This window comes from Salinicoccus cyprini (assembly GCF_007713705.1).
Taxonomy (GTDB): Bacteria; Bacillota; Bacilli; order Staphylococcales; family Salinicoccaceae; genus Salinicoccus; species Salinicoccus cyprini.
The window spans coordinates 148,176-172,853 of record NZ_VMSJ01000002.1; the positions used below are offsets into that span (position 1 = coordinate 148,176).

Annotated in this window: 26 protein-coding genes and 2 riboswitches; of the genes, 15 read left to right on the forward strand and 11 right to left on the reverse strand. The window is 45.6% G+C overall.

Annotation, left to right across the window (positions count from 1 at the left end):
- Positions 1 to 56: 56 nt before the first annotated feature.
- The 3 genes from FO441_RS06965 to argF are packed head-to-tail and all read right to left on the reverse strand — an operon-like array spanning position 57 to position 3,112.
- Positions 57 to 1,418, reverse strand: a complete 1,362-nt coding sequence (locus tag FO441_RS06965; RefSeq protein WP_145287795.1) for an MBL fold metallo-hydrolase — start codon at positions 1,416 to 1,418, stop codon at positions 57 to 59.
- Positions 1,419 to 1,444: 26 nt separating this feature from the next.
- Positions 1,445 to 2,032 carry a DsrE/DsrF/DrsH-like family protein gene (locus FO441_RS06970; RefSeq protein ID WP_237605677.1) on the reverse strand — a complete coding sequence of 196 codons (588 nt, stop codon included), beginning with the start codon at positions 2,030 to 2,032 and terminating at the stop codon, positions 1,445 to 1,447.
- A gap of 60 nt (positions 2,033 to 2,092) precedes the next feature.
- Positions 2,093 to 3,112 carry an ornithine carbamoyltransferase gene (gene argF / locus FO441_RS06975; protein WP_222927804.1) on the reverse strand — a complete coding sequence of 340 codons (1,020 nt, stop codon included), beginning with the start codon at positions 3,110 to 3,112 and terminating at the stop codon, positions 2,093 to 2,095.
- Positions 3,113 to 3,331: 219 nt separating this feature from the next.
- Between argF and guaC the strand changes: the two genes are divergently transcribed.
- Positions 3,332 to 4,315, forward strand: coding sequence for a GMP reductase (guaC, locus tag FO441_RS06980; protein ID WP_145287798.1), 984 nt, complete (start codon positions 3,332 to 3,334; stop codon positions 4,313 to 4,315).
- A gap of 45 nt (positions 4,316 to 4,360) precedes the next feature.
- Here the strand turns inward: guaC and FO441_RS06985 are convergent, their stop codons facing one another.
- Entirely contained in the window at positions 4,361 to 5,227 is an 867-nt protein-coding gene (locus FO441_RS06985) for a prephenate dehydrogenase (RefSeq protein WP_145287800.1), read from the reverse strand.
- 410 nt (positions 5,228 to 5,637) lie between these two features.
- Between FO441_RS06985 and aroF the strand changes: the two genes are divergently transcribed.
- Positions 5,638 to 6,675 (forward strand): 3-deoxy-7-phosphoheptulonate synthase, encoded by a 1,038-nt coding sequence (gene aroF / locus FO441_RS06990; RefSeq protein WP_145287803.1) that lies wholly within the window; start codon positions 5,638 to 5,640, stop codon positions 6,673 to 6,675.
- Between the two features lie 16 nt (positions 6,676 to 6,691).
- The gene (locus FO441_RS06995; RefSeq protein WP_145287805.1) at positions 6,692 to 6,985 is read left to right on the forward strand and encodes a chorismate mutase; all 294 of its coding nucleotides are present in this window, start codon (positions 6,692 to 6,694) and stop codon (positions 6,983 to 6,985) included.
- A 26-nt stretch (positions 6,986 to 7,011) separates the two neighbouring features.
- Here the strand turns inward: FO441_RS06995 and FO441_RS07000 are convergent, their stop codons facing one another.
- Together FO441_RS07000 and FO441_RS07005 are read right to left on the reverse strand one after the other, a co-directional pair.
- Positions 7,012 to 7,926, reverse strand: coding sequence for a homoserine O-succinyltransferase (locus FO441_RS07000; RefSeq protein ID WP_145287808.1), 915 nt, complete (start codon positions 7,924 to 7,926; stop codon positions 7,012 to 7,014).
- Positions 7,926 to 9,203 carry an O-acetylhomoserine aminocarboxypropyltransferase/cysteine synthase family protein gene (locus tag FO441_RS07005; RefSeq protein ID WP_145287811.1) on the reverse strand — a complete coding sequence of 426 codons (1,278 nt, stop codon included), beginning with the start codon at positions 9,201 to 9,203 and terminating at the stop codon, positions 7,926 to 7,928. The genes FO441_RS07000 and FO441_RS07005 overlap by 1 nt, the downstream gene beginning before the upstream one ends.
- Positions 9,204 to 9,272: 69 nt before the next feature.
- Positions 9,273 to 9,369: riboswitch (SAM riboswitch) on the reverse strand.
- A gap of 91 nt (positions 9,370 to 9,460) precedes the next feature.
- Here FO441_RS07005 and FO441_RS07010 point away from each other — a divergent pair.
- Both FO441_RS07010 and FO441_RS07015 read left to right on the forward strand, forming a co-directional pair.
- Complete coding sequence (locus FO441_RS07010; protein WP_145287814.1) at positions 9,461 to 9,712, forward strand: hypothetical protein; 252 nt, start codon at positions 9,461 to 9,463, stop codon at positions 9,710 to 9,712.
- Positions 9,713 to 9,834: 122 nt separating this feature from the next.
- On the forward strand, positions 9,835 to 10,896 hold the full coding sequence (locus tag FO441_RS07015) for a YkvI family membrane protein (protein ID WP_186365499.1): 1,062 nt from the start codon (positions 9,835 to 9,837) through the stop codon (positions 10,894 to 10,896).
- 12 nt (positions 10,897 to 10,908) lie between these two features.
- On the opposite strand, the gene FO441_RS07020 is transcribed toward FO441_RS07015, so the two are convergent.
- Positions 10,909 to 11,442 carry a cysteine hydrolase family protein gene (locus FO441_RS07020; RefSeq protein WP_145287819.1) on the reverse strand — a complete coding sequence of 178 codons (534 nt, stop codon included), beginning with the start codon at positions 11,440 to 11,442 and terminating at the stop codon, positions 10,909 to 10,911.
- 123 nt (positions 11,443 to 11,565) lie between these two features.
- A riboswitch (guanidine-I (ykkC/yxkD leader) is annotated at positions 11,566 to 11,666 on the forward strand.
- Positions 11,667 to 11,711: 45 nt separating this feature from the next.
- On the opposite strand from FO441_RS07020, the gene FO441_RS07025 reads away from it, so the two are divergent.
- The gene (locus FO441_RS07025) at positions 11,712 to 12,047 is read left to right on the forward strand and encodes a DMT family transporter (RefSeq protein WP_145287822.1); all 336 of its coding nucleotides are present in this window, start codon (positions 11,712 to 11,714) and stop codon (positions 12,045 to 12,047) included.
- On the forward strand, positions 12,047 to 12,361 hold the full coding sequence (locus FO441_RS07030; RefSeq protein WP_145287825.1) for a DMT family transporter: 315 nt from the start codon (positions 12,047 to 12,049) through the stop codon (positions 12,359 to 12,361). Before FO441_RS07025 ends, FO441_RS07030 begins: the two co-directional genes overlap by 1 nt.
- A 5-nt stretch (positions 12,362 to 12,366) precedes the next feature.
- Here the strand turns inward: FO441_RS07030 and FO441_RS07035 are convergent, their stop codons facing one another.
- Positions 12,367 to 13,257, reverse strand: a complete 891-nt coding sequence (locus FO441_RS07035; RefSeq protein ID WP_145287828.1) for a LysR family transcriptional regulator — start codon at positions 13,255 to 13,257, stop codon at positions 12,367 to 12,369.
- 99 nt (positions 13,258 to 13,356) lie between these two features.
- Here FO441_RS07035 and FO441_RS07040 point away from each other — a divergent pair, with 99 nt between their 5' ends.
- Complete coding sequence (locus FO441_RS07040) at positions 13,357 to 14,346, forward strand: YeiH family protein (RefSeq protein WP_145287831.1); 990 nt, start codon at positions 13,357 to 13,359, stop codon at positions 14,344 to 14,346.
- A 28-nt stretch (positions 14,347 to 14,374) separates the two neighbouring features.
- Here the strand turns inward: FO441_RS07040 and FO441_RS07045 are convergent, their stop codons facing one another.
- Positions 14,375 to 14,725, reverse strand: a complete 351-nt coding sequence (locus tag FO441_RS07045; RefSeq protein WP_145287833.1) for a YflT domain-containing protein — start codon at positions 14,723 to 14,725, stop codon at positions 14,375 to 14,377.
- 141 nt (positions 14,726 to 14,866) lie between these two features.
- On the opposite strand from FO441_RS07045, the gene FO441_RS07050 reads away from it, so the two are divergent.
- From FO441_RS07050 to FO441_RS07060, 3 genes are read left to right on the forward strand one after another with little or no spacing between them, the layout of a single operon-like run.
- Positions 14,867 to 16,177 (forward strand): Na+/H+ antiporter family protein, encoded by a 1,311-nt coding sequence (locus FO441_RS07050; protein ID WP_145287836.1) that lies wholly within the window; start codon positions 14,867 to 14,869, stop codon positions 16,175 to 16,177.
- A gap of 57 nt (positions 16,178 to 16,234) precedes the next feature.
- On the forward strand, positions 16,235 to 17,605 hold the full coding sequence (locus FO441_RS07055; protein ID WP_145287839.1) for an MATE family efflux transporter: 1,371 nt from the start codon (positions 16,235 to 16,237) through the stop codon (positions 17,603 to 17,605).
- 33 nt (positions 17,606 to 17,638) lie between these two features.
- Positions 17,639 to 18,523, forward strand: coding sequence for an SDR family oxidoreductase (locus FO441_RS07060; RefSeq protein ID WP_145287842.1), 885 nt, complete (start codon positions 17,639 to 17,641; stop codon positions 18,521 to 18,523).
- 45 nt (positions 18,524 to 18,568) lie between these two features.
- Here FO441_RS07060 and FO441_RS07065 read toward each other — a convergent pair whose 3' ends face one another.
- Complete coding sequence (locus tag FO441_RS07065) at positions 18,569 to 19,933, reverse strand: aldehyde dehydrogenase (RefSeq protein ID WP_145287846.1); 1,365 nt, start codon at positions 19,931 to 19,933, stop codon at positions 18,569 to 18,571.
- A 214-nt stretch (positions 19,934 to 20,147) separates the two neighbouring features.
- Between FO441_RS07065 and FO441_RS07070 the strand changes: the two genes are divergently transcribed.
- The 3 genes from FO441_RS07070 (at position 20,148) to FO441_RS07080 (ending at position 21,818) form a co-directional block, all read left to right on the forward strand.
- Positions 20,148 to 20,330, forward strand: coding sequence for a hypothetical protein (locus FO441_RS07070; protein WP_145287849.1), 183 nt, complete (start codon positions 20,148 to 20,150; stop codon positions 20,328 to 20,330).
- A 119-nt stretch (positions 20,331 to 20,449) separates the two neighbouring features.
- The gene (locus FO441_RS07075; protein ID WP_145287852.1) at positions 20,450 to 20,983 is read left to right on the forward strand and encodes an NADPH-dependent FMN reductase; all 534 of its coding nucleotides are present in this window, start codon (positions 20,450 to 20,452) and stop codon (positions 20,981 to 20,983) included.
- Positions 20,984 to 21,038: 55 nt separating this feature from the next.
- Positions 21,039 to 21,818: an N-acetylglucosaminidase gene (locus FO441_RS07080; protein ID WP_145287855.1), complete on the forward strand. Its 780-nt coding sequence runs from the start codon at positions 21,039 to 21,041 to the stop codon at positions 21,816 to 21,818.
- 393 nt (positions 21,819 to 22,211) lie between these two features.
- Here FO441_RS07080 and fdhD read toward each other — a convergent pair whose 3' ends face one another.
- Positions 22,212 to 22,979 (reverse strand): formate dehydrogenase accessory sulfurtransferase FdhD, encoded by a 768-nt coding sequence (fdhD, locus tag FO441_RS07085; protein ID WP_222927805.1) that lies wholly within the window; start codon positions 22,977 to 22,979, stop codon positions 22,212 to 22,214.
- A gap of 293 nt (positions 22,980 to 23,272) precedes the next feature.
- Here fdhD and FO441_RS07090 point away from each other — a divergent pair, with 293 nt between their 5' ends.
- On the forward strand, positions 23,273 to 24,613 hold the full coding sequence (locus tag FO441_RS07090; protein ID WP_145287861.1) for a sodium-dependent transporter: 1,341 nt from the start codon (positions 23,273 to 23,275) through the stop codon (positions 24,611 to 24,613).
- The last annotated feature ends 65 nt before the right edge of the window (positions 24,614 to 24,678 follow it).

Genomic DNA, 24,678 nt, shown 5'->3' on the forward strand with positions numbered 1-24,678 from the left:
TCTGAACCGGATGTCTTTATGTTTATGGTATCGATATGAATAGTAGTAAACGCTAATCAGTTCATAGCTTTTTTAATACCGATATAGCCATTTTCAATATTGACTACATTTTCAAATCCACGCGCTTTGAGCACACTCATTGCAATTGCGGAGCGGACCCCGGATTGGCAATGTACGTATACTGTCTCCTCTTTGCCAAAAGGCAATTCCTTATCGTCCAGGTGACCGAAGTGGATATGATGGGCATTGTCGAGATTTCCTGATTTGTATTCGGAAGTGGATCTTACATCCAGAATATTTCTAGTGTCACGATCCTGCACAAGCGATTCAGGTGAAATATTATCATAGGCATCATCATAGTATTTATCTGCCTCTTCCAGAGGAACGATCAGCTGCAGATCATCAAATCCTGTGGAAGCCAGCTCTTCCTGTAATACTTTGCTGTCTTCAGGATGGGCAATCACTGTCATTGGTGCATCATAATCAATGTACCATCCGGCAAATTGAAGAAACTTGCTGTTGTAGGGTACATTTATGGCGCCTCTTTTGAATCCTTTCTTGAAATCCTCTTTGCTTCTCAGATCAAATATCTGACCTGGAAGTGTTTCGGGAGTGCCGACTTCAACCGCTTTCAATTTGAACTCGGGTAAGCCGTCCCTGTTGACCTTTTTCATCTGGGCAAAGTAGCTTGGTGGTTCCGGCTGATCACTTGTCAGCTCCTGAATGAAAGCTTCCTTGTCTTCATATTTGAACACCCAGTTGTTTTTCCGTTCATATCCCAATGTTGAAAGGGGTACTGCGCCGAGTGACTTGCCGCATGCACTGCCTGCACCGTGGCCTGGCCATACTTGCATGAAGCCCGGGTAGGCACCAAGTTTTTTCAGAGAATCAAACATGGCATCGGCACCTTCTTCAGTCGTACCTTCCATGTTTGCTGCTTCTTCAAGCAGATCCGGACGACCGATGTCACCTACAAATAGAAAGTCTCCAGTGAACATGCCCATCGGCTCAACGCTGCCTGCACCGCGATCGGTAAGGACGAATGAGACGCTTTCAGGAGTATGTCCCGGTGTATGGATGACTTCAAGCTCAACACTGCCGACCTTGATGACATCTCCATCCTTAAGATATTCGGTCTCTTCAGGCATATTGCTGTACTTCCAATTTTCATCACCCTCATCAGATACATACAGTTTGGCATCAAAACGCCTGTTGGCATCTCTTAGACCGGATGCAAAGTCTGCATGGATATGCGTTTCCGTCGCCTGCGTAATATTGAAGCCTTGTGACTCTGCAACATCTGCGTATTCATCAAGAACACGTTTAGGGTCAATGATAATCGCCTCTTTTGTTTTCTGACAGGCAACCATATATGAAGTTTGGGAAAGCTTCTGATCGTAGAATTGTTTAAAAAACACTTGTAATGCACTCCTTTATCAATTATTTATATGAACAAGTTCAGATTACCATTTTCAGCGTCTCCAAGGTAAGTGCCAACCCCTCCCAAGTTTACATGAGGGAGCAGTTCATCTGTGTCTATAGACATCACGTCCATGCTCATTGTACAGGCAATCATCTTGATACCGAGCTTGTCTGCCTTTTCGATCATTTCGGTAACGGCATCCACCTTTTTATTCTTCATCACGTACTGGATCATTCTGGATCCCATACCGAACATATTCATCTTGGAGATCGGCAGTTTGGATGCGGACTTTGGCATCATCATGCTGAACACTTTATCGAGGCCCTTTTTATTCTTCCTGGGGGCGTTCGGATCTTTAATGATATTGAGTCCCCAGAATGTGAAGAACATCGTCACTTCTTTCCCCATGCTTCTTGCCCCGGTCGCAATGACAAAAGAAGCAAGCGCCTTATCAAGGTCACCACTGAAAACGACCAGTGTAGCTCCATCCTTCGTTTCGACGACCTGATGGCCATCAATGTTCGCCTTGGCCTGTGGTGCATTCTTCTGAAGTGCAACAACGACTTTACCTTTTAATATAATGACATTATAGAAAGTCTTATAATACATACCAAATACCCCGGCAGGTATATTATGAACAACAAAAAAGCGACTGTCATAGTCGCTCTTCTAATGGACATCACCGCATGTAGCAGCAAGCAGTGCTTTGATTGTGTGCATGCGATTCTCAGCCTGTTCGAATACTCTGGAGTAGCTGCTTCTGAAAACTTCATCTGTCACTTCAAGACCATCGACACCGAACTTTTCATAAGCCAGCTGACCGACATCGGTCGTTGTATCATGTATAGCAGGCAGGCAATGGAGGAAGAGTGTGTCTTTTCCGGTCATATCTACCAGCTCCTGATTCACCTGATATGGATGAAGCAGATTATAACGTTCTTCAAGTGCATCTTCCTCGCCCATCGAACACCAGACATCCGTATAGATGACGTCACTGCCTTTGATCCCTTTTTCAACATTTGAGGTGATCAGGGACTTGCTGCCCGACTGGTGCTGCAGATCCATGGCAAGCTTCTGGACCGACAGTGTCGGCTGCAGCGACTCGGGTGCAACGATATTGATGTTTACACCAAGGATGGCACCTGTGACGAGCAGAGAATGTGCGACATTGTTCCTGCCATCCCCAACAAAGGTGACCGTTTTGCCATGATAAGTGCCGAGATACTCCTTGACGGTCAGAAAATCAGCAAGCATCTGAGTCGGATGCCATTCATTCGTCAGTGCATTCCAGACGGGCACACCTGCGAATTCTCCGAGTGCTTCTACCGTCTCCTGTCCAAATCCTCTGTATGCAATGCCATCGAACATCGAACCGAGTACTTTAGCAGTATCTTCAACGGATTCCTTGGCACCGAGCTGCATATCATTTTTACTTAAATATTCGACACTTGCACCAAGCTTGCTTGCAGCTACAGTGAAAGCAGAGCGTGTACGTGTGGACTGCTTCTCAAAAATCAGCGCAATATGCTTGCCGCTCATATAGCGGTGAGGAATGCCGTGCTTCTCTTTAGTTTTGAGATCCTCTGCAAGGTTTATCAGTATTTCAAGCTGATGCTTATTGAAGTCATATTCCTTTAGATAATTCTTGCCATAGAAATTGATCAGGTTTAATTGTCTAGCAGCGCCCAAACCATCATCTCCCTAAAATTGATTAATCATAATTATACATGTTTATATATAATTATCAAATAAATATTTAAAATAATGCATAAAAATTTATAAAACTTAATTTTTCAGCTGATGCATCCAATGCTCTTGACTTTGGACCTCAAATGTCATAAACTACCGAATGGCGAACATATTAATTAACCAGTTACAATAATATTCGTATTTTAAGGAGAATTTATAATGGAAAATGTATTTGACTACGAAGATATCCAGTTAATTCCGAATAAATGCATAGTGGACAGCCGAGCAGAATGCGATACTTCCGTCACTCTCGGTAAACATACATTCAGACTGCCTGTAGTACCTGCAAACATGCAGACGATCATCGATGACACAATCGCCCTAAAACTGGCTGAGGAAGGCTACTTCTACATCATGCACCGCTTCCAGCCGGAAACACGCATGGACTTCATCAGATTGATGAAAGACAAAAATCTGATTGCTTCCATCAGTGTCGGTGTAAAAGAAGAAGAATTTGCTTTTGTAGATGAATTGAAAGAGGAGGCACTTGTGCCTGACTATATTACGATCGATATTGCCCATGGACACTCCAACAGCGTCATCAGAATGATCCAGTATATCAAGGAGCAGCTCCCTGAAACATTTCTGATTGCAGGGAACGTCGGTACACCTGAAGCGGTTCGTGAACTCGAGCACGCTGGTGCGGACGCAACCAAGGTCGGCATTGGCCCAGGTAAAGTCTGCATCACAAAAATAAAAACAGGATTCGGTACAGGCGGCTGGCAGCTGGCGGCACTCAGATGGTGTTCAAAAGCCGCAACGAAGCCGATCATTGCGGATGGTGGCATCAGAACGCACGGAGACATCGCGAAATCAGTCCGCTTCGGTGCATCGATGGTCATGATCGGTTCACTATTTGCAGGACATGAGGAGTCACCGGGGGAAACGGTCGAACGTGACGGTAGGAAGTACAAGGAGTACTTCGGTTCCGCTTCCGAATTCCAAAAAGGCGAGAAGAAGAACGTCGAAGGCAAGAAGATGTTTGTGGATTATAAGGGTCCACTGAACGATACGCTTGATGAAATGGAACAAGATCTGCAATCCTCCATTTCATACGCAGGGGGTAGTACATTGGAAGCAATCCGTACTGTCGACTACGTGATGGTCAAGAATTCAATCTTCAATGGAGATAAAGTATATTAGAAGCAAAGAGCCCTTCACAGAAGTGAAGAGCTCTTTTTATGTACACTATTCATTTGATTCGGGAAGTTCCAGGTCATGCAGATCATGATACCTGCGTCTCGCTTCGACCATCATTTCCTGCATGGTGTCGATATCCTCTGCTTCAATGGCGTCCTTGAGCAGATCCATCTGGGATTTGAACCGGTCGATATGGTCGAGCAGATAGTCCTTATTCATGATGAACAGTTCGGGCCAGAGGTTCTCGTTTATGTTTGTAATACGTGTCAGATCCCTGTAGCTGTCACCAGTATACTGCTTCGTCCTTCTTTCTACATCATCACTGTTTATGAGCGAGAGGGCAATGACGTGGGTCAGCTGACTCGTGAAGCCGATGACATCATCATGGAACTCAGGGCTCACTGCAGAAATATTTTTAAAGCCCATCCGTTCGACCAGTGAAGACAGCATCCGGACGTTCGATTCCTTATTTCTATCAGTCAGCGTAAAGAGATAGTTTGCGCCTTTGAACACTTCGCCACTCGCATATTTCAATCCTCTGTTTTCCCTGCCGGCCATAGGATGTCCGAAAATGAAATCTGCATGCTCCGGCAGAATGGGCTCAATCTGTCCGATGATGGATCGTTTCACACCGGTTACATCAGTCAGCACAGCATCATCCTTCAGGTAGGGTCCATATTTTTCAACCAGCGATTTCATAATGAGAGGATAGACTGCGAAGATGATCAGGTCGGTTTTGGGCAATATTTCTTCGGGTTCTGTATATCCCTTGATAATGATGCCATCCTGTTCAGCGTTTCGCAACGCATTGCTATCGACATCAATCGCATAGACATCGTGTTCTGCTGCGTTCTCCTTCAAGGACATGGCAAACGACCCACCGATGTTCCCAAGGCCAACTATGGTAATATTCATGACTCTACCTCCACGTTCATTATATTAGAGTAGTATAAACATATTGGTTTTTTAAAGCAAACGGATATTTTCTGATTTTCTGACAATTCTGTATTGACAAAGCCATATAAGGGGTCTATAATGACTTTCAACACATCTCAAAAGAGGCGATTATATGTTACTTACCAGACAACAACAACATAATCGATTTTACTTTAGCTATTTTTGATACCGTTTGTACCCATCATCATTGCGTACAAACGTAAAACAAATTCTGTTTGTATCAGTGATGGCTAAAGCATTTTGTGATGTCTAGCCATTTATATAAATAAGTGGCTAGAGCTCGGTATATCATTTTATTCAAACTACCGCCACTTATTTATATAATAGGTGGCGGTTTTATTTTTACAAATATACTGGGAGGTTTTATTATGATTATTCATGTTGCGCACGATGCCAAGGAACAGGAAATTCAGGAACTGGTCAATAATATCGAGGGAGCAGGTTTTGGAGTCAACCGCTCGGACGGCAAGAACCGGACAGTGATCGGTCTGATTGGTGATACATCGGTTGTTACGGAAAATGATTTCGCAAAATACAGGATTGTCGAGGGGGTTCATCGTATCCAAGCGCCATATAAGAAAGCAAATAGACAGTTTCATGAGGATGATAGCGTAATAGACATCGATGGTGTCAAAGTAGGTGCCGAGAACTTCATGGTATGTGCAGGCCCTTGTTCAGTCGAAAATGAAGATGATATGGTCGCACTTGGCAAAAAGCTTAAAGCGGCAGGTGCGAATACATTCAGAGGTGGCGCATTCAAGCCGAGAACGTCGCCATACGCTTTCCAGGGCCTTGGACTCGAAGGTCTTCGTATCCTTAACGTAGTCAAAGAGGAAACAGGATTGCCGATTGTTTCGGAACTGATGTCCACAGACTACATCGATGATTTCGTCGAGATGGTGGATGTCATCCAGGTCGGTGCGCGCAATATGCAGAACTTCGACCTGCTGAAGGCAATCGGACAGACGGACAAGCCTGTTCTATTGAAGCGTGGCATGTCGGCCACAATGAAGGAATGGTTGATGTCTGCAGAATACGTCATGGCTGGTGGAAACGATAACGTCATCTTCTGTGAGCGTGGTATCCGCACTTTCGAGACTGCAACCAGAAATACACTGGATATCCAGGCAGTGCCGGTGATCCAGAAAGAGTCCCACCTTCCAATCGTTGTTGACCCGAGCCACGCTGCAGGTGTAAGACATCTGATTCCATCCATGGCCAAGGCAGCTGTGATGGCAGGAGCAAACGGACTGCAGATCGAAGTACATGAAGAACCTGAAAATGCATGGAGCGATGGTCAGCAGTGTCTGACGCCGGATGAATTTGGTGAACTGATGCAGACGATCAACATGCTGCTTGATATCGAGAAGAAGACTGCTACCGGCAAACAGATTGTACAGCAGTAGATAAGGAGGGGTGGCCATGAATACACATGAAAAATTGAGGCACAGAATTGATGAACTGGATGCAGAGCTTATTGCGCTGTTTGAAGCACGGATGCAGATTGCGGAGAATATTGCCGAATATAAAATGATGAACAATATTCCGGTATTTGACGAAGCACGTGAAGAGCAAGTCGTTTGTAGAAATGTAGAAAGACTGCAGGATCAAAGTCTGGAGATCTATGCGGACTCATTTTTCAGGCATCTCATGGCACTCTCCAAAAAACGACAGCATGAAAACTTAAAAAATTATAATGTCTCCCATAAGATATAAGAAATAGCCTGCGATAATATCGCAGGCTATTCTAGTTCTGACAGATCATAGTAGGTGTTCTGGTATGTTTCGTTGATCCAGTTGCCAAACAGCAGATGTCCATGGCTTTTCCAGTTGAACACGGGATCAGCAGAAGGATCATCTTCCGGGAAGTAGTTATGGGGCAATGCAATTTCATGGCCGGCCTCGCAATCCCTGTCGTATTCGTTTTTAAGTGTATTGCGTTCATACTCCAGATGACCGAATATGAACAGATTGCGCTGATCTTTAGTACATAGTATATCCGGTCCGAATGTAGGATGTGACGACAGTATATCAATCGTCTCGGCATTTTTGATGGCTATCCTGTCCACCTGTGTATGTCGGGATTGAGGTACGTGGTACGTATCATCGAATCCTCTCATCAATGGATGGGTCGGCATCAGATTGTCGTAGTCGAAGATGCCGAACAGTTTGCTTGGCAGGAGCGACTTCTCTATGCCGTAATAGTAGTTCAGCGCAAACTGCGCTCCCCAGCATATGAAAAACCTGGAAAACACATGTGTCTCGGACCACTCGACGATATCACGCAGTTCTTCTATATAGTTCACCTGTTCAAAGTCCAATGTTTCGACAGGTGCACCCGTGACAATCATCCCATCATAACGCCTGTCGTGCACTTCGTCCAAAGTGTGATAGTACTTTTGCAGGTGGCTGGTCGGAGTGTTCCTGCTTTGATGTGTAGTCATGTACATAAAGTCTATATCCACCTGCAATGGAGAGTTTCCAAGCAGCCTCAGCAGATGAAGCTCGGTCTCTTCCTTCTTAGGCATCAGATTTAAAATGAGTATGCGGAGCGGACGTATATCCTGTGTATGCGCCCGCTTCGCTTCTATGGTGTATACATTTTCCTTCTGAAGGCGCTCCCTGACAGGGAGACCTTCTATAATTTTAATAGGCATTAGATTGCATCCAGCCCTTTCCTGAGATCATCCAGAATATCATCAATGTGCTCAAGCCCAACGGACAGTCGGATGGTCTCCGGCTTCACACCACCCGTAAGCTGCTGCTCTTCACTCAGCTGCGAGTGCGTTGTGGAAGCAGGGTGGATGACAAGCGATTTGGCGTCTCCCACATTGGCGAGCAGTGAGAAGAGCTCCAGAGATTCGATAAAAGTCTTTCCGGCTTCATAGCCGCCTTTCACACCGAAGGTGAATATGGAGGATGCGCCTTTCGGAAGATATTTTTCTTTGAGTGCATAGTATCTGTTCGACTCAAGTCCCGCATAGTCGACCCACTCCACCTTATCGTGGCTCTCGAGGAATGCAGCCACTTTTTCTGCATTTTCCACGTGTCTCTCCATGCGGAGGGAAAGCGTTTCGATTCCTTGTGTCAGCAGAAACGCATTGAATGGTGACAGTGCTGCCCCTGTATCCCTCAGAAGCGTCGTTCTTATTTTGAATGCATAGGCGGCCGGACCGAAGGCTTCTGTGAAAACCAGTCCATGATAGGATTCATCCGGCTCGGTCAGACCGGGGAATTTGCCATTATCCCAATTGAAGTTGCCGCCATCTACAATTACGCCACCGATCGAGGTACCGTGTCCGCCAAGAAACTTGGTCGCCGAGTGGACGACTACATGTGCCCCATGTTCAATCGGCCTGCATAGGTAAGGCGTGGCAAAAGTGTTATCGACAATCAGCGGAATGCCATTTTTCTCTGCAATATCGGCAAGTGCTTGTATATCTTCTATGTTTCCTTCCGGGTTGCCGATGGTTTCTATGAAAATGGCTTTCGTATTCTCTTTGATTTCACGTGAAACATCTTCAGGATTTTTAGTGTCTACAAGAGAAGTTTCGATGCCGAACTTCTTGAAGGTATGTGTGAACAGCGTATGTGTACCACCATATAGGCTCGTTGTTGAAACGATGTGGTCTCCACTATTCGCTACAGCCTGGATTGCATAGGTGATTGCTGCCATACCCGAAGCCACACCAAGACCTGCTACACCACCTTCAAGTTCAGCTACCCGGGTTTCGAGCGCTGCTGTAGTTGGATTCATGATGCGTGTATATATATTGCCGACATCCTGCAGACCGAATAGTTTTGCAGCATGTTTGGTGTCATCGAAGACATAGGATGTCGTCTGATAGATCGGGAGCGCTCGGGAGTTCGTAGTAGCATCCACTTCCTGTCCAGCATGCAGCTGTTTTGTTTCGAAACGGTGATCTTCTGCCATTTTACATTCCTCCAAGTATAGATTAATAAAAAAAGAGCCTACCCAAAGATTAAGGGAGACTCTCACGTCAACTCATCTTTCAGGCTGATACCTGTTGGATTTAGCACCTTACTGAAAAGGTTGCCGGGCTTCGCAGGGCCATTCCCTCCACCACTCTGGATAAGCAATTATTTAATTAGAAACTATGTTACTATAGAAGGAGTGAATTTGTCAAATAATTTTAAGATTTGAGCTACTTTCAGCAAAGGAGTGGTCCAGTGGATATTCTGATCATCATCCTGATGGTGCTCGCACTGATGCTGTTCATCGGCAGCCGCTACCAGTTGAAGCGGACCAAGAATAGAATAAGTGCACATGACCATATGGAAGAAATGCGCGATGGCATCATGAAGTACAGTAGAGAAGGTCTGACGAGAGTGCAGATCATCGATGCCATCATGCATGATTATGGTCTTGAGCATCATGAAGCGGAATACATGTATGATCGTGTGGAAGGGAGTCTTGAGTAGAATTCGAGGCTGGAGGTATTATGCGGTTTTTGCCAATTGCCAACATGGTGGCACAAGTATAGTATGAAGTTGTTCTGGTAAATAAATCTCAAGAAATTTTGGAGTGATTCAAGGTGGCCAATATGAGGCGGGCCCTCAAGATAGGATTTGCCTACACCGGTGTAGTCGTCGGTGCGGGTTTCTCCACGGGGCAGGAAATACTGCAGTTTTTCACAAATAATGGAACGATGAGCATCTTTGCCATATTGCTGTCGGGGCTATTGGTACTGTTTACAGGGAAATGGACGGCGGATGTCGGATTTGATATTAAAGCAGAGTCGCATGTCGACTCGCTTCTGAGCATGTTCGGGAATATTTTTGGACGCATCGTTGATGTCGTCCTTGCATTCTTTCTTTATGGTGTAGCTGTCATCATGTTTGCAGGTGCCGGATTCACATTCTACGAAAGCTTCGGCGTGGCACCATGGGTAGGTTCACTGATATTAATCATTGCCGTCTATATTACACTGAACCTCGATTTCAACCGTATTGTACTGGCACTGGGAGCCATCACCCCTTATCTGCTGGCGATTGTGGTCATCATTGCTTTCATTAATTTTATGAGTCCAGCTGTACCTTTCAGTGAAGCTGACCAGTATGCCGAGCCTGAAGCAACACCGCTGGGACCATGGTGGTGGGACGCCATTACATACAGCGGTTTTACTATTGCTGTCGCTTTCAGTTTCCTGACCATGATGGGTTCACGTTCCGATTCGAGAAAAGTGGCGGGATGGGGTGGCATCATCGGCAGTGTCGTCATCATCCTGCTCATGTTCCTGATCAATAATGGTCTGCTGGCACGTATGAATGAAGTGAATGATGTGGAGCTGCCGATGCTGCTTCTGGCAGATGAAATCCATCCGGTACTTGGACTTCTGCTTTCAATAGCGATGCTGCTTGTCATATACAATACGGCGGTAGGCATGCTCTATCCATTTCTGAACCGATTCAGCCGTCCTGGCAGCCGGCGTTATAAAATAATGCTGCCAGTATCGCTTATACTTGGTTATATATTGAGCTTTGCGGGTTTTGCGGATCTGGTCGGCACGGTCTATCCGGTAATGGGATATGTCGGACTGCTGCTCGGTATCGCCATGTTCATCAAATGGTTAAGGCTGGTTATAGGAAAAAAATCACCTCATTAATGAGGTGATTTTTTATTGCTGTTCATTATTCCCGATAATGAATACATTCATATTGGATAGGACATCAATTGTTTTCTCGCCCAGCTCTCTACTGGTACTGGCTACGAGGTCCTTGTTGAGGGTGATATCAGCCTGTGGGAAAATATTCTGGATGATCATGATATTGGCAAGTACGCATACATTGGTCTCTGCGCCTATGAACTCGATTTTCCGATTGGTTTCCACATCATCTCCATAGTTCTTTTGGATTTTCCTCGCTTCCTCAGGAGGGATGCCATAGAATGTCTTTTCATACTTGTCACCATGTGTTTCAAGAAGTTCGCGGAACTGGGGGAAAATTGCTTCATCAAAACGGATGCTTTCCAGACTACGGGACTCCTGTTCGAATTCTGGATAGAAGTTCTGTGTATAGATGATCGGTTCATTCTCTTCTATGGCTTCCTGGATGCGCGATTCGATACCATCGCGTACTGCTTCTGTGGATTCAGCATAGCCTGAACCGTCTTTATCGAAAATATCATTCTGAAGGTCTATAGCAATGAGCATGTCGTTCACTCCTCATATTTTATTTACATGTAATTCATACTCTATGAATACCCGATTGATGAGATTTCATACCGTTTCGTTTGAAATCCTGAAGAACTTTGGTTATGATATCCTTAATCTGATATGAAGGTCATCTAGGGTTCCGCCATTCGCGTAATGGGCCTGGTCCGAGAGATGGCGCATGAAGTGCATTCATGACACGGAGGGATAAAAGCCTGGGAGAGAATAATATTCTCTCCCAGGCTTTTTAGATTAAAGGAGGCTTTTTTATGAAAACCCAATGGTTGAAAGTTGTAATCGCCAGTGTGTTTGAAGTCGGGTGGGTGATCGGTCTTACCCATGCAGCAGAATGGTATCAGTGGATTCCTACTCTGCTAGCCATATTCCTCAGCTTCTATCTGATGATCAACGCTGGCAAGTATTTACCGGTGGGCACAGTATATGCTGTTTTTGTAGGTCTGGGTGCATTCGGAACAGTACTTTCCGAAATCATTCTTTTTGATGCACCATTCGTACCCCTTAAAATTCTATTGATCTTCCTGATACTTGTCGGTGTGGTCGGTTTGAAAATGGTAACAGATGATAAATCGGAGGAGGTTTCGTAATGGCATGGATATCACTTGTTCTGGCGGGTCTCTTTGAAGTCTGCGGTGTGCTTTCAATCAATAAACTTCATAAAGATAAATCACTGTTTTCGCTGCTTCTTCTTCTGGTATCTTTCGGACTATCATTCTTGTTTCTGGCGGTGGCGCTTGAGGTGCTGCCGATGGGCACCGCCTATGCGGTATGGACCGGTATCGGCGCTTCCGGCGGTGCACTCCTCGGCATGGTCTTCTTTAGGGAATCAAAAGACTGGAAGCGGGTATTCTTCATTCTTCTCATCATTTGTGCAGTCGTCGGTCTGAAGCTGATCTCGTAGCATGGCTATCGGAAAACTTCGTGGTGTTCGATAGCCATGCTGTTGAACATATCGAGCAGTGCAAGTGTGCTGGTCGAATGGTACCGGACATCCGGTGTGAGCAGATAAAAATGCCTGTCGAGTGCAACGTTGTTGTATTCGATGCGCTTCAGACGGCCGGTTTCAAGCTCATGATTAATGGTGTGTTTTGATAATAGTGATAGTCCCATACCGCTTGCTACAGCATTTTTAATAGCTTGTGTACTGCTCAAAGTGATTGTTTTGGGTTGGATATCAAGATGACTGAATGCCTGTTCCTGATAGCTTCTTGTGCCCGACCCTTCTTCGCGTATCAGCCAGGTTGCTTCTCTCAGTGACCGGTGGGTTGGATGGTCGGGAAATCCCGCCTCGCCAATCACATGCATCTCGTCTTTCAGGAGACGCGTCATATTGACTTTGGCGCCCTGGATTTCGTCTTCAATGATGCCAATATCGAGTGTGGCGGATCTGATATCATTCATTATGGTTGCTGAATTGCTTATATGCACTTCAGGTACGATTTTTGGATGCTTTTCAACAAGCGCTGCAAGCATGGTCGGCAGTATATATTCACCGTACGTATAGCTGGCGCCTATCTTAACAGGACCTTTCGTTTCTTCCTGCAGATCAAGAATCAGGTGCTGCATCCGGGATTCAAGTGTCATCATTTCTTTGGCATGATGATAGTAGATATCCCCGGCTGCATTCAGCCGGACCCCTCGAGTTGAGCGCTCGATCAGTGTGATATCGAGTTCCTCCTCAAGCTGTCTGATATAGCCCGATACTGCGGGCTGGGTCATATGCAGTCTTTGAGCTGCTTTTGTAAAACTTTCTTCCTCAACTACAGCAACGAACACTTTCATGATTTGATTGATCAAAGGACGACCTCCATAAGTGATGGGTTATGATTAATATTATAATATACTATTTCACTTATATAGTAATCCCTTCTATCATAATAGGGGGAGGGGTATCTCATGGAATCTAATCGATTACAGTTCTGGTACGGTATGATTTTTACGCTGCTTATCGCAATCATCAGTTTTGGCATCGCCCGCCTACCGGTCTTCAATTATATAGGGCCTCTGGCTACAGCAATCACTCTCGCCTTCATCTATAGGCAGCTTTTCGGCTATCCCTATAAACTCAAGGCAGGGATACAATTCTCAGCCAAAATACTTCTGCGTGCAGCCATTGTACTATATGGATTGAAATTGAATATAAATGTTGTATTCAGCGAAGGGCTTCCCCTGTTGCTGAAATCTTCGGTTGTCATTGCATTTGCAATACTCATGTCATATGCTCTGGCGAAACTGTTCAAGGCTGATATGACCTTGTCCATGCTCCTTGGAGTCGGCACAGGAGTATGCGGTGCTGCTGCAATCGCAGCAGTCGCCCCCATCATCAAGGCCAAGGATGAAGATACCGCTGTCAGTGTAGGAATCATTGCACTTCTCGGTACTATATTTTCAGTTGTATATCTTTTGATCCGACCTTATGTGCCGATCGAAGATGTGGCATACGGCATCTGGTCGGGCCTGAGTCTTCATGAACTGGCGCATGTTGCCCTTGCCGCTGAACCCGCCGGCGAAGAAGCGCTGGGCTTCGCGCTCCTGGCCAAACTTTCAAGGGTTTTCCTGCTTGTGCCACTCTGCCTTATTTTCATCTGGTATATGCGTCGCAAGGAGAGCAGGACAGGAGGCGCCAAAGTGGCTTTTCCCTACTTCCTGATTGGTTTTATACTGATGAGTCTATTGAACAGTTATGTAATAGGAGATTATATTGAAATATCAGCTCAGATTATGGATTCTATTTCTCAGTTGACTACATTGCTGCTGACAATGGCGATGATTGCGCTTGGCTTGAATATCAGCATAAAAGATATGGCAGGACGTACACTGAAGCCATTTGTTCTGATACTCATAATTTCCATTCTACTGTCTGTTCTGGTGTATCAGATAAAATAGAGCTGCTCCCATGGGAGCGGCTCTATTTCTATGCCAGATGCTGGCCTACATTTTCATTGTTTGTGACAATCAGGAATACTTTACCTTCGTCCATATCACTCTCATAATTTTCTGCTTCTGTTTCAGAGAAGCCGACATTCTGAAGTTGTTTGCGAAGTGTATCACCCTGTTTTTCGAATGTCGATTTGACGGTATCAGCGACACCTGACTCGCTTACGCCAATCGTGTTGACTCCTGCATTTTTAGTAATTCTTTCAGTACGGTCATCGTCATGAGAGATGACATAAATATCATCTGCACTGATGTCTTTTGATGTCAATTTTTTAATATCGTCCTGAAGTGTCTCATCATTCGTGTATGGCTTGATGAATGGTTTCATGTTAAAATCCCTCCTGAATTGATTAGCATTACATTATATTGGTTTCCCCATTACAACCATATTAAACATGGTCATATTGACAAACACAGTCAAAGTATTTAGTATAGCAATATTGTAAAATTTTAATGAGGAGGGTACGGAATGAATGCAGTAGTTATAGCTGTACTTATAATGATTGTACTCAGTCTGCTCAGACTGAACGTGGTACTTGCACTATTCATCGGTGCACTCGCCGGTGGTCTGGTTGCAGGCATGGGATACGGCGAAGTAATCGGTGTCTTTACTGAAGGGATTACAGGAGGAGCTGAAATCGCCCTCAGCTATGCACTTCTTGGAGGTTTCGCAGCTCTGATTGCCTACAGTGGCATTACAGAGGTTCTAGTGACATTCATCATCAGGACTTTGAAAAAGGAACAGTCCAAAAAAGCAAGAATCATCGCAAAAGTCTCCATCATTGCTGCACTGCTTGCCATTTCCATAATGAGCCAGAACCTTATTCCGATACATATTGCATTTATTCCGATTCTGATTCCACCACTGCTCAGTTTGATGAACGAACTGGGTTTTGATCGAAGATTGATTGCAGTAGTGCTGACTTTCGGTCTCACTTTTCCATATGTATTGTTTCCAATCGGATTCGGACAGATATTCCAGAATACCATCGTTTCAGGTTTTGAATCGGCAGGAACAGACATCGCCTTTGGCCAAGTAGCCCCCGCTCTGGTCCTACCTGCCAGCGGATTCGTTGTCGGGCTGATTCTGGCATTGGTGTACTATAGGAAGCAACGTATTTATGAGACGAAAACTTTCGGTTCTGCAAACGAGACGGAGGCAAGTATGAAGACAATAGCGATTGCTCTGGTCGCCATTGCTGCCACTTTCGGTGTACAAATTCTCACTGATTCAATGATATTCGGCGCGTTGGCCGGTATCATGGTCTTCTTTCTTTCCTTTCAATTCAAGTGGAGCAGGCTGGATAATGAGCTGGTTGATGGTATCAGGGTGATGGCATATATCGGTATTGTAATGCTTGCTGCCAACGGCTTTGCTGCTGTGATTTCGGAAACAGGACATGTTGGTCCGCTGGTCGACGGTATCGCAGAGACGCTTTCAGGACAAAAAGTTCTGATTGTCGGTTCAATGCTGCTGGTCGGGCTGATCGTTACAATGGGTATCGGCTCCTCGTTCGCCACCATACCCATTATCGCGAGCATCTTCATTCCGATGGGTATGGAGCTGGAATTGTCCATACCCGCAATCATTGCCATCATCGGAACTGCAGGGGCGCTGGGAGACGCGGGTTCTCCAGCATCCGACTCCACACTTGGTCCGACGGCTGGACTGAGTGCAGATGGTCAGCATGACCATATATGGGATACTTGTGTGCCAACCTTCATATTTTTGAATATACCCGTCCTGATTGCCGGTTTTTTAGCAGGGTTGATCTTATAAAAAGGGTTATAGTGTATACCATCAATGGAAACCATGACTTGGAGAAAAGGTGAAAATATGTATCATACTGATTCCATAAAAGAAATGTACAAGCAATTCGTCGGTATCCTATGGCCGATCATGACAACACAGGTTCTCTTATATTCGATGAATATGATAGATACGATGATGTCTGGCAGAGCTGGAGTCGATGACCTGGCAGGTGTCGCCATTGGCTCAAGTCTTTGGGCGCCCGTGTCCACAGGAATCAATGGTATTCTGCTCGCAGTGACGGCGATTGTTGCACAGCTGCTTGGTGCGGGACAGAAGGATAAGGTGAACCATAATGTCAATCAAGCGATATATGTCACTTTTGTACTGACACTCTTTGTTCTGCTGTTCGGTGTACTATTTTTGGATAGTGTACTCGGTATCATGAACCTGGACCCGGCAGTCCACCACGTCGCCTTCTATTATCTTACAGGACTATCTTGCGGTATATTGCCGTTATTCCTCTTCAATGTACTCCGAAATTTCATTGATGCACAGGGGCTGACAAGAATATCACTATACGTTATAGCAACGTCGCTGCCCTTGAATATTTTCTTCAATTACACACTGATATTCGGTAATTTCGGTTTTCCTGAACTGGGGGGGATCGGCGCGGGCGTCGCTACTGCCATCACCTACTGGCTCATCTTCTTCTTTATTGTCCTGATGGTTGTGAAAGTGGATGCGCTGCAGCCCTTCAGCATATTCAGACGATTTTCGGCTCCTTCGCTATCAACCATCCGTCATCACCTGGCGGTAGGTATACCGATTGGCATCCTTGTTTTTGTCGAAACAAGCATCTTTTCGCTGATGACCCTGCTGATTGGTGTCATGTTCACAACGAACGTCATAGCAGCCAATCAGGTCGTGCTCAACTTTACAACAATGCTCTTCATGCTGCCACTGAGCATCTCCATGGCGATGACCATCGTCATCGGTTTCAGCGCTGGGGGCGGGCGGTACGATGATGCCAGACGTTATAAAATAATGGGTGTCCTATCAAGCCTGGCACTTGTAGGAGCTGCCTCGCTCATTCTGTTTGCCTTCAGGGAACGGATATCCTACCTGTACACGGATGATCCGCAAGTGGTGGCGATTACTGTGCCTTTATTCCTTTTTGCCATCATCTATCAGTTTTCCGATGCACTGCAGGCAACATTCCAGGGGATTCTGCGCGGGTATAAGGACGTTGTCTTTCCTTCCGTCATTGCCATCATCTCCTATTGGCTTGTGGGACTTGTAACAGGCTATCTTCTATCAGCCTATACATCTCTCGAGGTATACGGTTTCTGGATCGGTATTTCAATCGGTCTGACTTGTGCTGCAATCGGATTCTATATCAGATTGAAGCATATTGAAAAGAAAAACATGTTTAATGTTCCTGGAAACGCGCAATAAATAGGTTGTAGTGAAAAAGAAAGGAGCATTGAAATGGCTGAATTGAACAATCCGAAGCATATGTTTTATGAGGATAAATTCGAGAAGCAGGAGCAGCCCTATCCAGGTCTCCAGAACAAGATGGAGCCGGTACCGGACTGTGGCGAGAAATCCTATACAGGACACAGCAGACTTGAAGGCAGAAAGGCCCTGGTTACAGGAGGCGACTCCGGCATCGGACGGGCAGCAGCGATTGCATATGCCAAAGAAGGTGCGGATGTAGCCATCAACTATCTGTCGGATGAGGAATCCGATGCACAGGAAGTCAAATCCGTCATTGAAGCAGAAGGCAGAAAAGCTGTACTGCTGCCAGGTGATCTGAGAGATGAGGATTTCGCGAGAAACCTTGTCCATGATGCAGCCAAGGCAATGGATGGGCTTGATATACTTGTGATGAACGCGGGTATGCAGCAGTACCAGAAAGATGTCAGAGACATCAGTACAGAACAGTTGAAAGATACGTTCACCATCAATGTATTCTCCAATGTATGGATGCTGCAGGAAGCACTTGAACACCTTCCATCAGGTGGCAGTGTCATCATCACCACATCCATCCAAGGTTTCAGTCCGTCAGATATTCTGGCTGACTATGCAATGACTAAAAGTGCCCAGAGATCATTCATCATCTCCATGGCTCAGCAGCTTGGTGAGAAAGGCATCCGTGTGAACGGTGTGGCGCCAGGTCCTATATGGACAGCACTTCAAATTTCAGGTGGCCAGCCTCAAGAAAGCATCCCTGAATTTGGACAGACGACACCACTTGGCCGTGCAGGCCAGCCTGTTGAACTGGCAGACACATATGTCTTGCTGGCATCAGAAAGCGCAAGCTATATTACAGGTCAGATATATGGTATTACAGGCGGTATGCCGATCAACTAGAAACAGCTGAAATAAAGCCCATCGCTTTGGCGATGGGCTTTATTTCTATTTCCATAGATATTTGATGGCTTTGCCAAGAAGCTTTGAGTCAGGATACCTGAATGGGAAATCGATGCATGTTGTCTGATGAAGAATGCTCTTCTCGTGTGTAAAAGTATCGAAGGAATATCTGCCATGATATTTTCCCATGCCACTGTTGCCGCGTCCACCAAATGGCAGGTGCGGATTTACGAGATGGAAGACGGTGTCATTTACAGCACCGCCGCCGAATGGGATGGAACGGATTACATTTTTTGCTTCTGATTTCCTGTCAGTGAATACATATAGGGCAAGTGGATCGGGCAGATCTCTGATGTCGAGTATTGCCTTATCCAGGGATTCGAATTGAAGGACAGGAAGTATTGGACCGAACACTTCCTCCTGCATGGCATCATGGCCGAAATCGACGTCGTCGATGATGGTCGGTTCTATTGTCAGAGTGGCAGGTCGCGTTGTTCCACCGTACACGACGTTGCCCTGGATCAATCCTCTGAGACGTTCAAAATGATTCTGGTTGACGATGTTCATATACGTTCCCGTTTTGAAAGCTTCAGCATAGAATTTCTCTGTATAGTATTTCATATGGTGGATGAGCTTCTTTTTGATTTTTGCATCGGCATAGACGAAATCAGGTGCCACACATGTCTGCCCGGCGTTCAAGAATTTTCCCCATACAATACGCTTCGCGGCAAGTTTGACATCGGCATGCTTCGTCACGATTGCCGGGGATTTCCCACCGAGCTCAAGTGTGACAGGTGTAAGATGTCTGGCAGCACTTTCCATGACAATTCTGCCGACATGGGAGCTGCCGGTATAGAATATATAGTTGAATGGCAGGCTTAGAAGACTCTGGTTTGTTTCGATACCCCCTTCGACTGAAGCAACATATTTCTCTGGAAATGCCAATGTCATGATATTGCTGATGACTCCTGCAACTGTGGGTGTATGCTCAGAAGGCTTGAGTATGGCTGTGTTTCCTGCACTGATGGCCCCAATCAGAGGTGCAACAGTCAGATTGAACGGGTAGTTCCATGGTGCAATGATCAACGTGACACCATAAGGTTCCTTGTAGATTTTTGAAGTGGAGCCGATATGGGTCGCAGGAGTCTTCACTTTTTTCGTTTCTGCCCACTCCTCAAGGTGTTTCATAGTATAGTTGATTTCATTGTATACATAGCCGATTTCCGTCAGGTAGGCTTCTGCTCTGCCTTTATTGAAATCTTTCTCCATTGCATCAAGTAATGCAGATTCATAATACCGGATGCTTCTTTTCAGCTGCTTGAGTGCCTCTATCCTGAAAGAGAGCGTTTTTGTTCTGCCCGACTGGTAAAACTGCTTCTGTCTATTGAATAATGATTCATACATTTTCATCACTCCTTGTCTTATCTACATGTACCCGCCCAAACTGATTTTATGTCAGCCTGCTTGGAAAATGGCAATTTATAGATGGAACGGTGGATGAATGATGATTGTTATAATAAAATAATTGTAAATATGTGATGTGCATTCATTGTTTAATGCTGTACGTGTGATATAATTGGCAGTGGATCAATTAATTGCATGATTGATCGAGGAAGGTGAGCATATGGACACTGGTGTAAATTTTGAATTGATGACTGACAAGCTGACGGCTTATCAGATAAGCAGGGCTGTGGACATTTCCACTGAACTGGCACAATCCATCATAGACAAAAAAGTAGACGTCGCTGAATTAGACAATGATACGGTAACTAAGTTGAGGATACTAAACGATAAATTGATGAATTAAAAAGAAATCGGCTTGAACAAGCCGATTTCTTTTTATGTTAATACAACTTTAGGCGGTTTAATTTGGATGGGTCAGATGGTAACATATTATACATATACACGTATAAAGGAGCTTTTCCAATGAATCTGCTAATACTTTCGGGAAGTGCTTTCCCAGGCTCCCATACACATGCGATCGCCCGTACGATCGAGTCGCTCGTAGAGCAGCCTGAGCATGCTGTCACCCATGTCGATCTCAGGGAGTACAATCTGCCTGTTTTCGGACAGGGCAAGACAGATGATGTCGAAACATTGAAGCGTCTTGCTGAAAATGCGGATGCCATTATAATAGGGACGCCGAACTACCATACTTCTTTTTCTGGACTATTGAAAAACGCATTGGATCACCTGTCCATGGATGAATTTGAAATGAAACCCGTGGGCCTATACTGCAATAGCGGTGGGATGAGAAACTCCGATCCCCTGACCCAGCTCAGAATGGTGATGCGCGGTCTGCATGCGATGGTACTGCCAATCCAGGTCTGTACATGTGATGCAGATTTTGAACGTACGGACGAAGGACGCGTGCTTGCCAATGATGAATTGACCGGACGCCTCGGTGTTATGATTGATGGGCTGGTTCGCCAGTCCCATGCAGAGACGGTAAGCATCTGATGTATCAGATGCTTTTTTAATGTATGACCCAATCTGAACAGGTGAGGACACATGGATGGATAAAAGGACGAAAGAAAATATACCGATTTTCATACTGCTCGTTGTAATGCTCGTGTTTTTCCTGGCATTTCTTGTATCTGAAACGGAAGTATTCAAAGGAAGTACACCTGTTGCCAGTTTTGAGGAGGCAGTCGGACATCATCTTCAGAATGATACAACGGATCTCGAATTGAAAGATGGCAGCATGCTGACCGCCAAGGAGGAGAGAGTCAGGGAAGCGATGGCTGTTGACGGCAGTCCTACAGAATTCCAGTTTCTCGATCTGACTGAGAGGGTGGATGCTGATTCTCGGGAGATTGCCGCCCTGCTCGAGGGTAAGGGGATACTCGAAGGGATGGAAGAGGCTTTTCTTGAAGCACAGTCGAAGCATGGGGTTAATGTACTGTATCTGATCAGTCATGCACAGATTGAAACAGGCAATGGAAAATCCCAGCTCGCTCGAGGCATCGAAGTGGATGGAACGACCTACTATAATTTCTTTGGCATCGGTGCATTCGACCGCGAGGCCGTTGAGGAAGGTTCGAGCTACGCAGCAGAAGCCGGCTGGTCGAGTCCTGAAGCGGCGATACTTGGCGGTGCCGCATTCATCCGTAAAAATTACCTGGATAACCAGCAGCAGACCTTATATGCAATGCGCTGGAACCCTCAGCAGCCAGGGACACATCTCTATGCAACGGATATAGAATGGGCGATAAAAATTGGACATATACTCGAGTCCCACTATGCACGCATTGATGAAAAGGCGGGCCAGTTCATAACTGAATACTATCAATAGGGGCTGTAGACAAAGTCATTGCAGAATGACATGTCTGCAGTCTTTTTTTGGTGATGGGATTGAGGGGAGTGTGGTGATGGTGCCAACTCACCATCGTGGGCGTCGCCATGGCAAGTTGCAGGGCCAACCTCATCCCCGCTCGCCCATCTCCAAACAAATCTGATGAAAACAGCACAAAAAGCCACCCCTCCGTACACACTGGAACAGGTCCAGTCTGCCAGGGGACGGCTTGATCTCCATCTGTAGCTGCTTCAACCGCGTCCAGCATGAGCCAATCCCTAAACAACAAACTCCAGATCCGAAATGCCACTGATGATTAGAGAAAGTAACCTTCGATGATCTTGTAACGTTTGTGGTTGTCTATTGTTTTTCAAACCTCTCGAAGATTCCAGCCTAGTTGCCGGAATCTTTTTCTATACGCCAGGAATGGCTGTATATATTGAATGAACCCCCTCGGATGAAACCGACGGTCGTAATATTCAGGTCATCCGCCATTTTGATTGCAAGGTTCGTCGGAGCGGATTTGCTCAGGACAATGCCTACTCCAATTTTTGCAGCTTTTGCCAGTACTTCTGAAGAGATGCGCCCACTGAATACGAGCACTTTGTCGCGTACAGTAATATGGTTCGTGAGACAATATCCATATAGTTTGTCAAGGGCGTTGTGCCTGCCGATATCTCCTCTGTGAACAACAAGTCCGTCCGCTGTACCCATGCTCGCGTTATGTATGCCGCCGGTTTCTTTAAAAACCGTACTGCGCTGCTGCATTTTCTCTATCAGCTGAATGCACTGGGTGGGAGTAAGTGTGCTTTTTGACATGGATACTTTCGCAGTATCTGCATCATTCTGGAAATAGAACTGTCGGCTCTTTCCGCAGCATGATCCGATGACGCGTTTGGAATAGGTGAAATGGTCTGTGGAAACACGCCTGTCCAGACGAATATGACAGAAGCCGCCATGTTCATCCATATTCATTTTCTCTATATCGTTGAACCGCCTGATCACACCTTCGGAGGCAAGGAAGCCGATGACCAGTTCTTCGAGATGTTCAGGCGAGCATACCAGCGTTGCAAATTCCACTTCGTTCAAATAGATGGTGAGGGGGAACTCTTCAGCTACAGCATCTTCGATTTTCGTCATCTGGTTGCTGCTGTAATGCATAACTTTCCTTTTGGATGTCGGTTTCACTGCATTCCCTCCTTTTAATCATTATATTGAAAGCGATTACCGGTTGCAATGCAATAGAACCGACTCATTAGATGGATGGAAGATGATTGGAATCATCCAGGCATATTGAAGGTCCCCCGTACTGCAATTCAAGTTGGCATTTATTCGTAAATTGCCCTTTTATTCATACGTAATTTGCAATGCGGTGTATTCAAGGTCGTGACAGGTATGCTAATATATTAGGAACTCTATAAAGAATGAATAAATCATTGAAGTGAGGTTAGTTTATGAACAACGTAAGATGGGGGTCCAAACTCGGCTTTGTACTGGCTGCGGCCGGTTCGGCAATTGGACTCGGCGCACTATGGCGTTTTCCTTATATGACGGCAGAACATGGCGGCGGCGCGTTTCTTCTTGTATTCCTGTTAATGACTCTATTTATAGGTATGCCGCTTCTACTGTCTGAATTTGTAATCGGAAGGGCCAGCCAGAGAAATCCGATTGAAGGCTTCGAATATCTGGGAGGCAAAAAGGTCTACAGAGTATTCGGTTGGCTTGGAAATATAGGTGTCTTCCTGCTGCTGTCCTTCTATAGTGTAATTGGCGGCTGGATACTGATTTATCTGGTAGTTGCTTTCGGAGAGGCATTCAGTCTCATACAGATCGACAACTACGGCGCTGCTTTTGAAAATATTATTGCAAATCCACTCTATGCCGTTATTGCCCAGGGGATATTCATCCTGCTGACGGCATTCATCGTGGCCCAGGGTGTACAGAAGGGATTGGAACGTGCATCAAAAATCATGATGCCGCTCCTGTTTGTACTCTTTCTGATTGTCATCATCCGTTCCGTTACACTGCCCGGCGCGATGGAAGGCATCGCGTTCTTCCTGACGCCGGATATCGGTGCAATCGACTCTACAGCACTGCTCTATGCACTCGGCCAGTCTTTCTTTGCTCTGAGCATTGGTGCGACGACGATGATCACCTATTCATCCTATCTGGGGGAAGAACATAATCTGACCCAGTCGTCGCTGTCCATCGTCATCATGAACATTGTCATTTCAATCATGGCGGGTCTTGCCATCTTCCCGGCAATCGCTTCCCTTGGTGTTGAAGCGGCTGAAGGACCGGGGCTTGTGTTCATTGTACTGCCACAAGTGTTTGGTGAAATACCGCTCGGCATGCTGTTTTATATTCTTTTCCTTGGTGCGTTCCTGTTTGCCACTTTGACGTCTTCAATTTCAATGATTGAGATCAATGTAGCCAATGCCATCAAAGGTAATGAGGACAAGCGTGGCAGAATGGCCTACATTTTCGGCTTCTTCGTATTCCTGGCAGGCATTCCTTCCGCACTTTCATACGGTGTACTGAACGATGTCATCATATTCGGCAGATCCATATTTGATAATGTGGATTTCCTTGTATCCAACATCATGCTGCCTATCGGCGCACTCATATCCACTCTCTTTGTCGGCTATATCGTGGACAAGCGTGTAGTGATGCACCAGCTTACCGTAGATGAAAACAGCAAGATGTATGGATTGTATAGATTCTGGCTCATAATGCTGAGATTTGTACTTCCTGTTGTCATATTGATTGTGTTTGCAGTAAGCATCTTCGGCTAATGGTTTTAATCTGCATTCGACATCAAATTTGGAGCAGAAGCCAAAAAAGTTTACAAAAATATTTA

What these genes read in the sequence shown, in the direction of transcription:
- FO441_RS07080 (WP_145287855.1), top strand. Translation starts at nt 21,039, where the DNA reads ATGGATAAAAGGACGAAAGAAAATATACCGATTTTCATACTGCTCGTT.
- FO441_RS07045 (WP_145287833.1), bottom strand. Translation starts at nt 14,725, where the DNA reads ATGAAACCATTCATCAAGCCATACACGAATGATGAGACACTTCAGGAC.
- FO441_RS07055 (WP_145287839.1), top strand. Translation starts at nt 16,235, where the DNA reads ATGTATCATACTGATTCCATAAAAGAAATGTACAAGCAATTCGTCGGT.
- FO441_RS07020 (WP_145287819.1), bottom strand. Translation starts at nt 11,442, where the DNA reads ATGCTCATTGCTATAGACCTTCAGAATGATATTTTCGATAAAGACGGT.
- FO441_RS07040 (WP_145287831.1), top strand. Translation starts at nt 13,357, where the DNA reads ATGGAATCTAATCGATTACAGTTCTGGTACGGTATGATTTTTACGCTG.
- FO441_RS07000 (WP_145287808.1), bottom strand. Translation starts at nt 7,926, where the DNA reads ATGCCTATTAAAATTATAGAAGGTCTCCCTGTCAGGGAGCGCCTTCAG.
- FO441_RS06970 (WP_237605677.1), bottom strand. Translation starts at nt 2,032, where the DNA reads ATGTATTATAAGACTTTCTATAATGTCATTATATTAAAAGGTAAAGTC.
- FO441_RS07060 (WP_145287842.1), top strand. Translation starts at nt 17,639, where the DNA reads ATGGCTGAATTGAACAATCCGAAGCATATGTTTTATGAGGATAAATTC.
- FO441_RS07025 (WP_145287822.1), top strand. Translation starts at nt 11,712, where the DNA reads ATGAAAACCCAATGGTTGAAAGTTGTAATCGCCAGTGTGTTTGAAGTC.
- fdhD (WP_222927805.1), bottom strand. Translation starts at nt 22,979, where the DNA reads ATGCATTACAGCAGCAACCAGATGACGAAAATCGAAGATGCTGTAGCT.
- FO441_RS06995 (WP_145287805.1), top strand. Translation starts at nt 6,692, where the DNA reads ATGAATACACATGAAAAATTGAGGCACAGAATTGATGAACTGGATGCA.
- FO441_RS07030 (WP_145287825.1), top strand. Translation starts at nt 12,047, where the DNA reads ATGGCATGGATATCACTTGTTCTGGCGGGTCTCTTTGAAGTCTGCGGT.
- FO441_RS07015 (WP_186365499.1), top strand. Translation starts at nt 9,835, where the DNA reads ATGAGGCGGGCCCTCAAGATAGGATTTGCCTACACCGGTGTAGTCGTC.
- FO441_RS07075 (WP_145287852.1), top strand. Translation starts at nt 20,450, where the DNA reads ATGAATCTGCTAATACTTTCGGGAAGTGCTTTCCCAGGCTCCCATACA.
- guaC (WP_145287798.1), top strand. Translation starts at nt 3,332, where the DNA reads ATGGAAAATGTATTTGACTACGAAGATATCCAGTTAATTCCGAATAAA.
- FO441_RS07005 (WP_145287811.1), bottom strand. Translation starts at nt 9,203, where the DNA reads ATGGCAGAAGATCACCGTTTCGAAACAAAACAGCTGCATGCTGGACAG.
- FO441_RS07050 (WP_145287836.1), top strand. Translation starts at nt 14,867, where the DNA reads ATGAATGCAGTAGTTATAGCTGTACTTATAATGATTGTACTCAGTCTG.
- FO441_RS06985 (WP_145287800.1), bottom strand. Translation starts at nt 5,227, where the DNA reads ATGAATATTACCATAGTTGGCCTTGGGAACATCGGTGGGTCGTTTGCC.
- aroF (WP_145287803.1), top strand. Translation starts at nt 5,638, where the DNA reads ATGATTATTCATGTTGCGCACGATGCCAAGGAACAGGAAATTCAGGAA.
- FO441_RS07090 (WP_145287861.1), top strand. Translation starts at nt 23,273, where the DNA reads ATGAACAACGTAAGATGGGGGTCCAAACTCGGCTTTGTACTGGCTGCG.
- FO441_RS07070 (WP_145287849.1), top strand. Translation starts at nt 20,148, where the DNA reads ATGGACACTGGTGTAAATTTTGAATTGATGACTGACAAGCTGACGGCT.
- FO441_RS07065 (WP_145287846.1), bottom strand. Translation starts at nt 19,933, where the DNA reads ATGAAAATGTATGAATCATTATTCAATAGACAGAAGCAGTTTTACCAG.